At 73.2% G+C, this 13,242-nt stretch carries 13 protein-coding genes and 2 pseudogenes; 8 read left to right on the forward strand and 7 right to left on the reverse strand.

Annotated elements, in window-relative coordinates; genetic code table 11:
- The first annotated feature begins 55 nt into the window (after nt 1-55).
- Nucleotides 56-889, forward strand: a complete 834-nt coding sequence (gene prcA / locus KIF24_RS12425) for a proteasome subunit alpha (protein ID WP_221084173.1) — start codon at nt 56-58, stop codon at nt 887-889.
- A gap of 456 nt (nt 890-1,345) precedes the next feature.
- Here prcA and KIF24_RS35040 read toward each other — a convergent pair.
- The 6 genes and pseudogenes from KIF24_RS35040 to rfbB all read right to left on the reverse strand — a co-directional run.
- Nucleotides 1,346-1,936, reverse strand: a pseudogene (locus tag KIF24_RS35040) (glycosyltransferase family 2 protein); the annotation flags it as partial.
- On the reverse strand, nt 1,933-3,243 hold the full coding sequence (locus KIF24_RS12435; protein ID WP_221084174.1) for a polysaccharide biosynthesis protein: 1,311 nt from the start codon (nt 3,241-3,243) through the stop codon (nt 1,933-1,935). The gene KIF24_RS12435 and the pseudogene KIF24_RS35040, both read right to left, overlap by 4 nt.
- On the reverse strand, nt 3,240-3,941 hold the full coding sequence (locus tag KIF24_RS12440) for a glycosyltransferase family 2 protein (protein WP_221084175.1): 702 nt from the start codon (nt 3,939-3,941) through the stop codon (nt 3,240-3,242). Before KIF24_RS12440 ends, KIF24_RS12435 begins: the two co-directional genes overlap by 4 nt.
- Nucleotides 3,934-4,323, reverse strand: a complete 390-nt coding sequence (locus KIF24_RS12445) for a DUF2304 domain-containing protein (RefSeq protein ID WP_221084176.1) — start codon at nt 4,321-4,323, stop codon at nt 3,934-3,936. The genes KIF24_RS12440 and KIF24_RS12445 overlap by 8 nt, the downstream gene beginning before the upstream one ends.
- The gene (gene rfbD / locus KIF24_RS12450) at nt 4,320-5,204 is read right to left on the reverse strand and encodes a dTDP-4-dehydrorhamnose reductase (protein WP_221084177.1); all 885 of its coding nucleotides are present in this window, start codon (nt 5,202-5,204) and stop codon (nt 4,320-4,322) included. The genes KIF24_RS12445 and rfbD overlap by 4 nt, the downstream gene beginning before the upstream one ends.
- A complete protein-coding gene (gene rfbB / locus KIF24_RS12455) occupies nt 5,201-6,199 on the reverse strand; it encodes a dTDP-glucose 4,6-dehydratase (protein ID WP_221084178.1) in 999 nt (332 codons plus the stop codon). Before rfbB ends, rfbD begins: the two co-directional genes overlap by 4 nt.
- Nucleotides 6,200-6,283: 84 nt before the next feature.
- Between rfbB and rfbA the strand changes: the two genes are divergently transcribed.
- From rfbA to KIF24_RS12475, 4 genes are read left to right on the forward strand one after another with little or no spacing between them, the layout of a single operon-like run.
- Nucleotides 6,284-7,195: a glucose-1-phosphate thymidylyltransferase RfbA gene (gene rfbA, locus KIF24_RS12460; protein ID WP_221084179.1), complete on the forward strand. Its 912-nt coding sequence runs from the start codon at nt 6,284-6,286 to the stop codon at nt 7,193-7,195.
- Nucleotides 7,192-7,806, forward strand: a complete 615-nt coding sequence (locus KIF24_RS12465) for a dTDP-4-dehydrorhamnose 3,5-epimerase family protein (RefSeq protein ID WP_221084180.1) — start codon at nt 7,192-7,194, stop codon at nt 7,804-7,806. Before rfbA ends, KIF24_RS12465 begins: the two co-directional genes overlap by 4 nt.
- A gap of 57 nt (nt 7,807-7,863) precedes the next feature.
- Entirely contained in the window at nt 7,864-9,222 is a 1,359-nt protein-coding gene (gene pafA / locus KIF24_RS12470) for a Pup--protein ligase (protein WP_221084181.1), read from the forward strand.
- A 50-nt stretch (nt 9,223-9,272) separates the two neighbouring features.
- Entirely contained in the window at nt 9,273-9,458 is a 186-nt protein-coding gene (locus KIF24_RS12475) for a hypothetical protein (protein WP_221084182.1), read from the forward strand.
- Here KIF24_RS12475 and KIF24_RS12480 read toward each other — a convergent pair.
- A complete protein-coding gene (locus tag KIF24_RS12480; protein ID WP_221084183.1) occupies nt 9,445-10,533 on the reverse strand; it encodes a DUF3866 family protein in 1,089 nt (362 codons plus the stop codon). The genes KIF24_RS12475 and KIF24_RS12480 overlap by 14 nt on opposite strands.
- 193 nt (nt 10,534-10,726) lie before the next feature.
- On the opposite strand from KIF24_RS12480, the pseudogene KIF24_RS12485 reads away from it, so the two are divergent.
- The 3 genes and pseudogenes from KIF24_RS12485 to KIF24_RS12495 all read left to right on the forward strand — a co-directional run bounded on the left by KIF24_RS12485 (nt 10,727) and on the right by KIF24_RS12495 (nt 13,031).
- Nucleotides 10,727-11,715, forward strand: a pseudogene (locus KIF24_RS12485) (helix-turn-helix transcriptional regulator).
- Between the two features lie 52 nt (nt 11,716-11,767).
- Nucleotides 11,768-12,772 carry a helix-turn-helix transcriptional regulator gene (locus tag KIF24_RS12490; RefSeq protein ID WP_221084184.1) on the forward strand — a complete coding sequence of 335 codons (1,005 nt, stop codon included), beginning with the start codon at nt 11,768-11,770 and terminating at the stop codon, nt 12,770-12,772.
- Nucleotides 12,773-12,782: 10 nt separating this feature from the next.
- The gene (locus KIF24_RS12495; RefSeq protein ID WP_221084185.1) at nt 12,783-13,031 is read left to right on the forward strand and encodes a hypothetical protein; all 249 of its coding nucleotides are present in this window, start codon (nt 12,783-12,785) and stop codon (nt 13,029-13,031) included.
- Nucleotides 13,032-13,242 lie beyond the last annotated feature (211 nt).

Raw genomic sequence — 13,242 nt, forward strand, 5'->3', positions numbered from 1 at the left:
CCGCCCGCACTGACCGCAGTTCCCCAGGTACCGCGTCCGAAGGAGAGCCGCCGCCGTGGCCATGCAGTTCTACGCCTCGCCCGAACAGATCATGCGCGACCGTTCCGAGCTGGCCCGCAAGGGCATCGCCCGGGGGCGCAGCGCGGTGGTCCTGAGCTACACCGGCGGGGTGCTCTTCGTTGCCGAGAATCTCTCCAGCACCCTGCACAAGGTCAGCGAGATCTACGACCGGATCGGCTTCGCGGCGGTGGGTCGCTACAACGAGTTCGAGAACCTGCGTCGCGCGGGCGTGCGGATGGCCGACCTCAACGGTCTCAGCTACGACCGCCGTGACGTGACCGGTCTGGCGCTGGCCAACTCGTACGCCCAGATCCTCGGCACCATCTTCACCGAGCAGTCGAAGCCGTTCGAGGTGGAGCTCTGCGTGGCCGAGGTCGGTGCCACGCCGGAGGAGGACTCGCTGTACCGCCTCACCTACGACGGATCGGTCACGGACGAGCCGGGCCGGATGGCGATGGGTGGCCAGGCCGACGCGATCTCCGGGGTGCTCAAGTCCAACCACCGGCCGGACATGTCGCTCGGCGACGCGGTGCGGGTGGCGGTGCAGGCGCTGGCCAGTGTCGGCGTCGAGACCGGCACCGCCCGGACGATCGCCGCCAACCAACTGGAGGTCGCGGTCCTGGACCGCAACCGGATGGGGCGCACCTTCCGGCGGATCACCGGGACGGCGCTGACCGCGCTCCTCGACGGCGACGCGGTCGGCGAGGCCGCGGCGGAGGGTGACCGGGCGCAGACCCCGACCACGCCGACCGAGGAGGCACACAAGCCGACCACCTCGGCCGGCTCCGCCGACCTGGAGGACAAGCCGGGCGGCGAGCCCGAGGCCTGACGGCCCGCAGTGCTCAGCCCAGCTTCCGCGCCAGCAGCGGCCGGACCATCGCCCACCAGCCGGCGGCGACGGCGTTGAACAGCGCCGTTCCGGGCGGTGCGGCGACGTTCGAGGGGCCACCCGAGCGGTCATCAGGTCGGCGACGACGCCGTCGCCGAGCGTCCGCTCGGCCTGCAACCGTCGGCGGCGGACACCCACCCAGCCCCGGTGGCGCCACAGCCAGGCCCAGCCGCGGGTCTTCTGCCGCGTCCAGCCACCGGCCAGCGCGGCGGCGAGCATGGCCGCCTCGGTGAGCAGCAGCATCGGCGCCAGCAGCGCCAGGGTCCGACACTGGTACGCGGTGAACAGGGTCAGCAGGCGGTTGCGTTCGACCAGGTAGAGCTTGCGGTCGTTGCGGGAGAACTCGTAGTGGTGCCGCACCACGGCGTCCGGCACGTACTCCAGCCGCAGGCCGCGCTGCCACAACCGCAGGCTCAGCTCGGTGTCCTCGTGGTAGGCGAAGTACTCGGCGGCGAAGCCGCCCAACTCCGCCCAGCGTGCGCCGCTGATGACGAAGCAGCAGCCGCTCAGGGACGGCACCACGGTGCGCCGGGCGTGGGCGGTGGCCGGCTCACCGTTGCCGCCGGCCCAGGACAGGCCGGTGAAGTGCAGCGGGTTGCCTGAGGTGTTGACCACATCTGGGTCGTGGGCGAGCCGGATGGAGGCCATCGCCGCGCCCACACCCGGCTCGGTGGCCACCGCGACGACCTTCGCGAGGGCGTCGGGGGCGACGATCGCGTCGGAGTTGACGAAGGCGAGCCAGTCACCGGTGGCGTCGGCGGCCCCGATGTTGCAGCCACCGGCGTAGCCGGTGTTCTCCTCGGGGCGGATCACCCGTACCCCGGGCAGTCCCTTGACCACGTCGACGCCGTCACCGGTGCAGCCGTTGTCGACCAGGACCAGCTCGATGTCGACGTCGGTGCTGGCCAGCACGGCTCGGGCGGCGTCGACCAGCCAGGGCTCGGGGCCGTAGGCGAGCATCACCGCGGTCATGCGGGGCGGGCTCATCGGAAACCTCCGGGGGTGGTCGCGGGCACGCCGACCGCGACGGGCCGGGGCGACGCGGTCGCCGCACGGTGGTGGCGCCGTAGCAGGGGGACCATCACGGCGGCGGCGACCAGGGAGCCCGCGGTGTAGCCGAGCTCGACCCGCAGCGCGACCGGCAGCGGGGCCAGGGTCGTGGCGGTCAGCGCGGCGACGCCGGCGGTCCAGGCCAGGGCCTGGGCGAGGTGCCGGTCGCGGGCCAGCAGCCCCTGACCGAGGACCATCGCCCACAGGTAGGCCAGGGTGGCCAGGGACAGCCAGGCGAAGTCGTCGCGGCCGAGGACGTCGGGGGTGTCGAAGAGGGCACGCACCAGCCATGGGCCGGACAGCACGGCGAGCACGCCGCCGGTGGCGCCCAGTGCGGTGACGACCGCCAGGGACCGGCGCAGCAGCGCACCGAAGGCCAGGTCGTCGCCGGTGGCGGCGGCGGTGGACAGGCCGGGCAGCAGGGCTGCCTGCATCGAGCCGAAGGCGAACAGCGGCACACGCACCAGCACCAGCGCGGACAGCAACGCCCCGGCGGTGGCGACGTCGGACGGGGAGAGCAGCCGTACGTTGATCACGCCGACGTTGACCACGACCTGGGCGAGCAGGCTGGAGGCGGTGAGGAGCGCCAGCCCGCGTAGCAGCGGTCGCGCGGGTACGGCGGGACCGCCGCCGGCCGCCCGGGCCACCGGTACGGCGGTCAGCGCGACGGCGATCAGGGGTGCGACGACAAGCACCAGCGCGTACGCCACGGGTGAGTCGACACCGGCCAGGGCGAGCGCGGCGACCAGCCCGATGCGCAGCCCGCCGTCGAGTCCGAGCTGGGTGCCGTACCACCGGAAGTTCCGCAGCCCGGAGAGCACACCGCGGGTGGTGTGTGCCACGGCCAGTGCGGCCACCGCGCCCGCGAGGGTCGCCACCATGGCGTGATCGCCGTCGAAGAGCCGGTCGGCGAGGGTGTCGGCGACGGCGACGGTGAGCAGCAGGAGCAGGCCGAGCAGGACGGCGGCGATGGCGGCGCCCCGGGCCAGCACCGGCCCGGGGGGCAGCCCACGGCTACGGCGGGCGGCCACGAGTCGGGCCACCTCCTGCTCGACGGGGAAGAACACGCCGATGCCGAGGGTGAAGACGACGGACCAGAGCACCGACAGGGCGGAGTAGTCGGCGGCGGCGAGGTTGTGTCCGGCCAGGGCGAGATGGACGTACGAGGCCAGCCCGACCAGGGCCAGCCCCGCGCCCACGGGAAGGGTGCCGGGTGGGACGAGGCGGAGCAGGCGGCGCGTCACCGGCGGATGAGTGCCAGGGTGAGCACGGCCAGCGCCCGGCCGAGGTAGATCATCGCCTTGGCGGGGGAGTGGCTGGGGGTGCCCGCCATCCGGCGGCGCATCGCGACCGGGACCTGTTGGATCCGGTAGCCGCGACGGGCGGCGTGCACCAGCGTCTCGACGGTGTCGCCGAGGTACTCGGCGGGGTACCAGCGGGCGAACATGTCGATCATTCGCCGGTTGGCGGCGCGGAAGCCGGAGGTGGTGTCGGTCAGCGTGGCGCCGGCCAGCCCGGACAGCACCGTCGACAACATGCCCATCGCCCAGCGGCGCGGGCCGCCTACCACGTACTCGCCCTCGCCGGCGAAGCGCGCCCCGATGACCAGGTCGCAGTCGTCCAGGAGATCGACGAGCTTGGGCACGTAGCGAGGGTCGTGCTGCCCGTCGGCGTCGATCTGCACCGCGACGTCGTAGTCGTTCGCCTGCGCGTAGCGGTAGCCGAGCCGCATCGCGCCACCGACGCCGAGGTTGTACGGCAGCCGGGCGACCCGGGCGCCGGCCGCGGTGGCCACGGCGGCGGTCCGGTCGGTGGAGCCGTCGTCGACGACCAGCACGTCCACGCCGGGCAGTTCGCCCCGGATCTCGCCGACGACCTCGCCGATGGAGCCGGCCTCGTTGAGGGCCGGGATGATGATCAGGAGTCGCTTGCCGTTAACCATCGCGGGACACCAGTCCCGCCCGGTCCGCGAGCGCCGCCCGGTCCGCCCGGTCCGCCTCGACCTCGGCGCGCAGCAGGGCGAACTCCTCGGCCAGCGTGCGGGTCTCCTCCTCCAGCGCACTGACCTCCCAGCTGAGGTGGATGCAGACCAGCAGGAGGAAGACGATGCCGAGGAAGAGCACGAGACTGACCCCGGAGGCCACGCCGAGCGTGTCCGCGATGCCGTCGAGCAGTCGGGGGAACAGCGACAGCGGGATCACCACGAACAGCAGCCCGAGCCAGAGCATGCCGTACTTCTCCCGCAGCTGCCGGCGGCGCAGCAACTCGACGATCGTGGCCAGCAGGACCAGACCGGTCAGGCCGGTGACGAGGGTGAGTTTCATGCGACCTTCCACGGGGAGGGTGGACGGGCGGGCGTGAACGCGGCGACCAGGGTGGCGTGCCAGGCCGGCAGGGGCGGCAGCCCCGCGTCGGCCCACCGGTCGTGCCCTAGCACACTGTACGCCGGCCTGGGGGCGGGTCGCCGGAACCGGGCGCTGGTGGTGGGCCGGATCCGGGCCGGATCGAGCCCGTGCAGCGCGAACACCGCCCGGGCGAGCCCGTACCAGGTGGTCTCGCCGGAGCAGGTGCCGTGGTATACGCCGGGGGCCGCCCGCCCGGCCAGGGCCGACTCGGCGAGCGCGACGAGCTGGCGGGCCAGCGCACCGGACCAGGTCGGCTGGCCCCGCTGGTCGTCGACCACGTCGAGGAACTCACGCTGGTCGGCCAGGTCCAGCATGGTGCGGACGAAGCTGCGGCCGTGGACGCCGTAGAGCCAGGCGGTGCGTACCACGTAGCCGGTGTCGGGCAGCAGCCGGGTCACGGCCCGCTCCCCGGCGAGCTTGCTGCGGCCGTACGCGTTGATCGGGCCGGTCGGCGCGTCCTCCGGATAGGGGACGGTGGCGTCGCCGGGGAAGACGTAGTCGGTGGAGGGGTGCAGCAGCCGTGCGCCGTGCGCGGCGCAGGCCGCCGCGAGGTGGGCGACGGCATCGCCGTTGACGGCGGTGGCGGCCCGCTCGTCCCGCTCGGCGCCGTCGACGTCGGTCCACGCGGCGGCGTTGACCACCACGTCGTGACCGTCGACGGCGGCGTGCACGGCGGCGGCGTCGGTGATGTCGAGTTCGGCCCGGCTGACGGCGGTCACCTTCGGGTCCGGTTGCCCGGCGAGGACGTCGACGAGGTCCCGGCCGAGCATCCCGCCGGCACCGGTCACCAGGACCCTCATCGGGTCGCCGCCGTCAGCGGCGCCCACCAGTCGCGGTTGTCCCGGTACCAGCGCACGGTGTCGGCGAGGCCCGCCTCCAGCGTGACGGTCGGCGCGTACCCCAGCTCCTTGTTGATCTTGCTGATGTCGAGGGAGTAGCGGCGGTCGTGGCCCTTGCGGTCGGGGACGGCTTCGACCCGGTCCCAGCCGGCGCCGCAGGCCTCCAGCAGCCGCTCGGTCAGCTCCTTGTTGGTGAGTTCGGTGCCGCCACCGATGTGGTAGACCTCGCCGGCGCGCCCCCGGTGCTGCACCAGCGCGATGCCGCGGCAGTGGTCGTGCACGTGCAGCCAGTCGCGGACGTTCCCGCCGTCGCCGTAGAGGGGGACGCTGCGCCCGTCGAGCAGGTTGGTGACGAACAGCGGGATGACCTTCTCCGGATACTGGTAGGGCCCGTAGTTGTTGGAGCAGCGGGTGACCACGACGTCGAGACCGTGGGTGCGGTGACAGGCCAGGGCGAGCAGGTCGGAACCGGCCTTGGCCGCCGAGTACGGCGAGTTGGGCGCGAGTGGCCAGTCCTCGGTCCAGGAGCCGGTGTCGATGGAGCCGTAGACCTCGTCGGTGGAGACGTGCACGAAGCGGCCGACGCGGTGCCGGAGGGCGGCGTCGAGGAGGGCCTGGGTGCCCAGCACGTTCGTGGTGACGAAGGGCGCGGCGCCGCCGATGGAGCGGTCGACGTGGGACTCGGCGGCGAAGTGCACGATCACGTCGTGCCCGGCCACGGTCTCGTCGACGGTGTCCGGGTCGCGGATGTCGCCGTGCACGAACCGCAGGCGTGGGTCGTCGCGGACCGGGTCGAGGTTGGCCAGGTTCCCGGAGTAGGTGAGCGCGTCGAGCACCGTCACCGCGGCGGGTTCCAGCGCGGGCACCCCCGCGGCGGTGCCGCCGGGCACGCCCAGCAGCATCCGGACGTACTCCGAACCGATGAATCCGGCGCCGCCGGTGACCAGGACCCTCACGGGTCCGGAAGTCTACGCGAGACGGCCGCCGGTGCAGCAGAGGCGGCGCGTGGCGGGCGGGACGGTTGCCGGTACGCTCCCCGGGTGCGTGGAATCCTGCTCGCCGGTGGCACCGGATCCCGGCTGTGGCCGATCACCCGAGCGGTCTCGAAACAGCTGATGCCGGTCTTCGACAAACCGATGGTCTACTATCCGCTCTCCACCCTGGTGATGGCGGGGGTACGCGAGATCCTGGTGATCACCACGCCCGAGGAGCAGCACCAGTTCCAGCGGTTGCTCGGCGACGGCAGCCAGTTCGGCCTGCGGCTGGAGTACGTCGCCCAGCCGCGGCCGGAGGGCATCGCGCAGGCGTTCGTGCTCGGTGCCGATTTCATCGGCGACGAGGCGGTCGCGTTGATCCTGGGCGACAACATCTTCCACGGTGCGGGCCTGGGGCGGCAGCTGGCCGCGGCGGGCGACCCGGTGGGTGGGCGGATCTTCGCCTATCCGGTGGCCAACCCGCAGGCGTACGGCGTGGTGCACTTCGACCCCGACGGCCGGGTGCTGTCGATCGAGGAGAAGCCGGAGAAGCCGAGGTCCCGGTACGCGGTGCCGGGCCTGTACTTCTACGACAACCGGGTGGTGGAGATCGCCGGTGGGCTCACCCCCAGCGACCGGGGCGAGCTGGAGATCACCGCGGTGAACGAGGCGTACCGCGGCCGGGACGAGCTGTCGGTCACCGTGCTGGACCGGGGCACCGCCTGGCTGGACACCGGCACCTTCACCTCGTTGATGCAGGCCGCCGAGTTCGTCCGGGTGATCGAGGAGCGGCAGGGTATGAAGATCGGCTGCGTCGAGGAGGTGGCCTGGCGGGCGGGGCTGATCGACGACACGCAACTGCGCGGCCTGGCCGAGCCGTTGACCAAGAGCGGCTACGGCGAGTATCTGCTCGACCTGCTCAGCGGCGAGCGCGACGAGCTGGGCGGCGAGTTCCGCGACGCGGGAGCCGGCCGATGAAGCTACGGCCGCTGAGCGTCGAGGGCGCCTGGGAGATCACCCCGGCGCAGCACGGGGACCCGCGCGGGCTGTTCCTGGAGTGGTACCGCTTCGACCGGCTCGCCGAGGCGGTCGGGCATCCGCTGCGCCTCGCCCAGGGCAATCTCTCCGTCTCGGCCCGCGACGTCGTGCGTGGCATCCACTTCGCCGACGTCCCGCCGGGGCAGGCGAAGTACGTCACCTGTGTCCGGGGCGCGGTGCTCGACGTGATCGTCGATCTGCGGGTCGGCTCGCCCACCTTCGGCCGGTGGGAGGGCGTCCGCCTGGACGACGTGGACCGGCGCGCGGTCTACCTCGCCGAAGGGCTCGGCCACGGCTTCTGCGCGCTGACCGACGACGCCACCCTGAGCTATCTCTGCTCGACCACGTACAACCCGTCGGCGGAGCACGCGGTGCATCCGCTGGACGAGGACCTGGGCATCGACTGGCCGGCCGGGACGCCACAGCTGTCCGCCCGCGATGCCGCCGCGCCGAGCCTGGCGCAGGCCCGGGCGGCGGGGTCGCTGCCGGACTACGCCCGGTGCCGGGAGTACGTGGCGGGCCTGCACGACGCGCATTTCGGCGGCGGGTGACGCGGGCAGGTGCCGCGACAGTGACGAACGGGGCCTTCGTACGGCTAATGTCTCACCATGGAACGGCGAATCTTCGGTCTGGAGACCGAGTACGGCGTCACCTGCACCTATCGCGGGCAGCGGCGGCTGTCCCCTGACGAGGTAGCCCGGTATCTCTTCCGCCGGGTGGTGTCCTGGGGGCGGTCCAGCAACGTCTTCCTGCGCAACGGCGCACGGCTCTACCTGGACGTCGGCTCGCATCCCGAGTACGCCACCCCGGAGTGCGACTCGGTGGTCGACCTGGTCGCTCACGACCGGGCCGGCGAGCGGATCCTGGAGGGGCTGCTCATCGACGCGGAGAAACGGCTGCACGACGAGGGCATCGCCGGCGAGATCTACCTCTTCAAGAACAACACCGACTCGGCGGGCAACTCGTACGGCTGCCACGAGAACTACCTGGTCTCCCGGCACGGGGAGTTCGGCCGGCTCGCCGACGTCCTGATCCCGTTCCTGGTCACCCGGCAGCTGATCTGTGGTGCGGGCAAGGTGCTGCAGACGCCGCGCGGCGCGGTCTACTGCCTGTCCCAGCGGGCGGAGCACATCTGGGAGGGCGTCTCCTCGGCGACCACCCGCAGTCGCCCGATCATCAACACCCGCGACGAGCCGCACGCCGACGCGGAGCGCTACCGCCGGCTGCACGTCATCGTCGGCGACTCCAACATGAACGAGGTCACCACGCTGCTGAAGGTCGGCACCGCCGACATCGTGCTGCGGATGATCGAGGCCGGCGTGGTGATGCGCGACCTGACCCTGGAGAACCCGATCCGGGCCATCCGCGAGGTGTCGCACGACATCACCGGCCGGCGCAAGGTGCGGCTGGCCTCGGGCAAGGAGGTCAGCGCCCTGGACATCCAGCAGGAGTACCTCGCCAAGGCGACCGAGTTCGTCGAGCGGCGCGGCGGCGACCAGACCGCCAAGCGGGTGGTCGAGTTGTGGGGCCGGGTGCTGCGGGCGGTGGAGACCGGCGACCTGGAGCCGGTTTCTCGGGAGATCGACTGGGTGACCAAGCTGCGGTTGATCGAGCGCTACCAGCGCAAGAACGACCTGCCGTTGTCGCATCCCCGGGTCGCGCAGATGGATCTGGCCTACCACGACCTGCGCCGGGGCCGGGGGCTGTACGCGCTGCTGGAACGGCGTAGGGAGGTGGACCGGGTGGCCACCGACCCGGAGATCTTCGAGGCCAAGGAGACGCCACCGCAGACCACCCGGGCCCGGCTGCGCGGTGAGTTCATCCGGCACGCGCAGGAGAAGCGACGCGACTTCACCGTCGACTGGGTGCACCTGAAGCTCAACGACCAGGCGCAGCGCACCGTGCTGTGCAAGGACCCGTTCCGGGCGTACGACGAGCGGGTGGAGCGGCTCATCGCCAGCATGTGAGGGCCACCCGGCCGGCCCGTGCCGGGCTGGCCGGGTAGGCTGGCCGGGCCATGATTCCTCCCGAGCCGCCCACCCGGGGCACCGAGCGGCAGAGCTGGCTGGAACGCCGCCGCGAGAAGATCCGCGCCGAGGTCGAACGCAACCGGCGCGGCGAGTACACCGTCCCCACCTGGGTGCTGGCGCTGGCGCTGGCCCTGATCGTCGGCGCCTGGCTCGCTCTGATCATTCTTGCGTGAGACCGGCGGCGTGCCGGCCCGCCGCGGCGGCGGCCAGGAAGTAGGCGTGGTCGGCGTCCAGCCCGCGCCCCATCGTCGACAGCGGCACCGTGCTGCGGCGCAGCGCCTCGTCCAGTCCGGTGGTGTCCACCCGCAGCACGCGGTGCCGTCCGGCGAGCGGTGCCAGCGCCGCGTCGACCTCGGCGGCCAGTGCCGGGTCCAGGCCGTCGGGCACCACCAGCTCCGCGCGGGCCAGCGCCACCCGGCCGTACGCGGTGAGGCTGTGGTGCGACACGCCACGGTGCCGCGGGCGCGGGTCGGCGGCGGAGATCCGCAGCGAGCCGACCGGCCGGCCGCCCAAGGTGGCGACGGCGTTGACCGCCTCGCCGACGGCCACGCCGGAGAAACCCCAGCGGGTGCCGGTGCCGAGGTTGCCCGGACCCTGGGCCACCACCGCCACATCCGCGTCGAGCACGTGCCGGGCGGCGAGCAGCCCGCTGTGCAGCGTGGACGCCTCCAGGTCGCCGCCGAACGCCTGCCCGACACTGATCGTGCCCGCGAGTTCGTCGCGCAGCCCGGCCAGGGTGCGGGAGAACCAGGCGGGCAACGCCCCGCCGTCGGTGAGCAGGTACGCCACCCGGGCACCCGACGCGTCGGCGCGGACGCCGGCCAGGATCGCCGGCAGCGCGGAGTGCAGGTCGGCGGTCACCACCGGCAGGCCGGCCAGGTCGTCGGCGCCGGCCAGCACCTCGCGGTGCGGCGAGGCCTCCTCGTCGACGCCGAGCAGGATCGGCTGCAACGGGGTGTAGCGGGCCTTGACCAGGTGACCCGCGTCGCGGGAGTCGAGGGCCTGCGGCGGGTCCGGAGGTAGCCGGTCCGGCAGCGCCACGACCAGGGCGTATCCGCCGGTACCCAGGCCCATCAGCAGCGCACCGGCGTTGAGCAGCACCCGGTCGCCGGCCTGGGGGTCGCCGACAAGCGCCGGATAGGCCAGCGCCCGCAGCACGGCGCCGTCGGCCAGTCGCACGTCCAGCTCGACCGCCCCGGCCCACCGTCGCCGCTCCCGCACCACCACGCCAGCCCGCCACCGCACCATGCCCGCACGCTAACCCTCACCCCACCCCCACCCCCGCCACCCCTGCGTTGATCATGAGGTTAGCGGCGACTTCGATCTCCATACCTGCCGCCAACCTCATGATCAACGCTCGCGGTGGGGTGGGGTGGGGTGGGGGCGGCGCGCGGGTGCGGGGGTGCGTGGGGGAGGGGGGTTGGCTGCTAGCGTCTACGGCGTGTCGCGTAGCCGCACCGAACGCCTGGTCAACCTGGTGATCTGCCTACTGTCTACGCGGCGGTTCCTGACCGCCGCGCAGATCGCCGCGACCGTGCCCGGTTACGAGCACGATCCGGACGACGCTCGCGACCATGAGGCGTTCCAGCGCAAGTTCGAGCGGGACAAGGCCGAACTGCGCGAGTTGGGCGTACCGCTGGAGACCGGGACGGCGAGCGCGTTCGACGCGGAGCCCGGATACCGGATCGCGCGGCGGGAGTACGCGCTGCCCGACATTCCCCTCAAGCCGGACGAGGCCGCCGCGGTGGGCATCGCGGCGCGGTTGTGGCAGCACGCCGGGCTGGCCGCCGCCGCCTCGTCCGGGCTGGCGAAGCTGCGCGCCGCCGGCGTGGACGTGGACCCGCAGGCCACTCTCGGGCTGGAGCCGATGGTCACCGTCGACCCGGCCTTCGCACCCCTGACGGCCGCCGCGCGGGACCGGCGCGAGGTCCGCTTCGACTACCGGGTGCCGGACCGGGACGCGTCCGACCGCCGCCGGCTGCAACCCTGGGGAGTGGTCTGCTGGCGGGGCCGGTGGTACGTCGTCGGCCACGACCTGGACCGCGACGCCACCCGCTGCTTCCGGTTGTCCCGGGTGGTGGGGTCGGTCCGGGCCACCGGCGCGGCGGCGGCGTACCAGCCGCCGGCCGGCGTCGACCTGATCAGCCACGTGGCGCGCTGGTCCGGCCCGACCGAGCGGCCCGGCCGGGCGACCGTGCTGGTCACCCCGGACGCGCCGCCGGGCTGCGCCGCTGGGCGGTGGAGGTCACCGCCGGGCCGGTGGCGGACCGGCTGGTCCTGCCGTACGGCGACGCCGACTCCCTCGCCGGGCACCTCGTCGGCTACGGCCCCGACGTGCGGGTGCTCGATCCGCCCGAGGTTCGCGAGGCGGTCATCCAGCGGCTCAAGGAGATCGCCACCCGGCACGACACGCTGGCGGTGACCCGGTGAGCGCGAGGAGTGAGCCTGCGAGCCCCGCGGTCGCGAACGGCGGGGCGGTCCGGTGAGCGCGAGGCCCGGCTCCCGCACCTCCGCCGACCGGCTCGCCCGGCTGCTGAATCTGGTGCCATACCTGCTCGCCCGGCCGGGCATCGAGATCGCCGAGGCGGCCGGCGACCTGGGCGTCACCGAGCGGCAGTTGCGGGAGGACCTGGAACTGCTGTGGGTGTGCGGGCTGCCCGGGTACGGCCCGGGTGATCTGATCGACATGGCGTTCGACGGTGACCGGGTGACCATCACCTACGACGCCGGCATCGATCGGCCGCTGCGGCTCACCCCGGACGAGGCGCTCGCGCTGGTGGTGGCGTTGCGGATGCTGGCCGAGACACCCGGGGTGGCCAACCGGGAGGCCGTCGAGCGGGCTCTCGCGAAGATCGAGGACGCGGCCGGCGACCTGGTCACCGCCCCGGTGGAGGTGCGGCTGCCCGGCGACACCGGGCGGGTGGAGCAGCTGCGCGCCGCGGTCGAGGGTGGGCGGGCGCTGCGCATCACCTACTACACCGCCGCCCGGGACGAGACCACCGAGCGCGTCATCGACCCGCTGCGGGTGCTGATGGTCGGTGGCCGGACGTACGTGGAGGCGTGGTGCCGGCGGGCCGAGGCGGTGCGGCTGTTCCGCGCCGACCGCATCGACGCGGTCACCGAGCTGGCCGAGCCCGCCGTCGTGCCGCCGCAGGCCCGACCGCAGGACCTGCGCGAGGGGGCGTTCCGCCCCTCGGCCGACCTGCCGCTGATCACGTTGCGGATCGGTCGGGGCGAACGCTGGATCACCGAGTACTACCCGTGCGAGCGGGTCGAGGCCGACGGCGAGCGGTGGGTGGTCTCGATGCGGGTCGCCGATCTCGGCTGGGCCCGTCGGTTCGTGCTCGGGCTGGGTCCGGACGTGGGGGTCGTCGCCCCGGCGGAGCTGGCCGAGCAGGTCCGTGACACGGCGGTGGCGGCCCTGGAGGCGTACGCGAGGCCGGTGCCGGCCGGTGCTGAACCGGCGGCGGCGGGCGACAGGCAGTAGGCTGGCGGCCGTGCTGAAGTGGATCGTGCTCGCGCTGGTGCTGGTGCCGCTGGTCGTGCTGGCGCTGGCCGTGCGACCCGTGCTGGCGCGGCTGCCCCGGCTGCGGCGGGCAGCGGCGAAGTTGCAGCGACGTGCCGACGAGGCGGCGTCGCTGGGCGTGGCCGCGGAGACCCTCCAGCAGCACGCCGAGGGTCTGCAGAGCCGGCTGGAGACGACCCAGCAGCGGCTCACCCTGATCCGGTCGCGTCGCGGCGACTGAGCGGCGCCACCGCCGGTCCGCCACCGTGGGTGCTCGCTCCTGCACGCGGCGGCCCGGTTTCGCGCAGCACGATCCACTCGCCTGGTTGACGAGACACTTGCGGTTGGAAGAGACTTCACCTGCTGGGACCAACCACCACCTCCCTGGCGGGTGGCAACGGCCGTTGACGCACGTACGATGGCTGCGGCATCACCCTCATCGACACAGTGCG

The organism is Micromonospora tarapacensis (genome assembly GCF_019697375.1).
Taxonomy (GTDB): Bacteria; Actinomycetota; Actinomycetes; order Mycobacteriales; family Micromonosporaceae; genus Micromonospora; species Micromonospora tarapacensis.

Excerpts from the sequence above, each read along its gene's own strand:
- rfbD (WP_221084177.1), bottom strand. The coding sequence starts at position 5,204 with ATGAGGGTCCTGGTGACCGGTGCCGGCGGGATGCTCGGCCGGGACCTC.
- KIF24_RS12480 (WP_221084183.1), bottom strand. The coding sequence starts at position 10,533 with ATGGTGCGGTGGCGGGCTGGCGTGGTGGTGCGGGAGCGGCGACGGTGG.
- pafA (WP_221084181.1), top strand. The coding sequence starts at position 7,864 with ATGGAACGGCGAATCTTCGGTCTGGAGACCGAGTACGGCGTCACCTGC.
- KIF24_RS12475 (WP_221084182.1), top strand. The coding sequence starts at position 9,273 with ATGATTCCTCCCGAGCCGCCCACCCGGGGCACCGAGCGGCAGAGCTGG.
- KIF24_RS12440 (WP_221084175.1), bottom strand. The coding sequence starts at position 3,941 with ATGGTTAACGGCAAGCGACTCCTGATCATCATCCCGGCCCTCAACGAG.
- KIF24_RS12465 (WP_221084180.1), top strand. The coding sequence starts at position 7,192 with ATGAAGCTACGGCCGCTGAGCGTCGAGGGCGCCTGGGAGATCACCCCG.
- KIF24_RS12445 (WP_221084176.1), bottom strand. The coding sequence starts at position 4,323 with ATGAAACTCACCCTCGTCACCGGCCTGACCGGTCTGGTCCTGCTGGCC.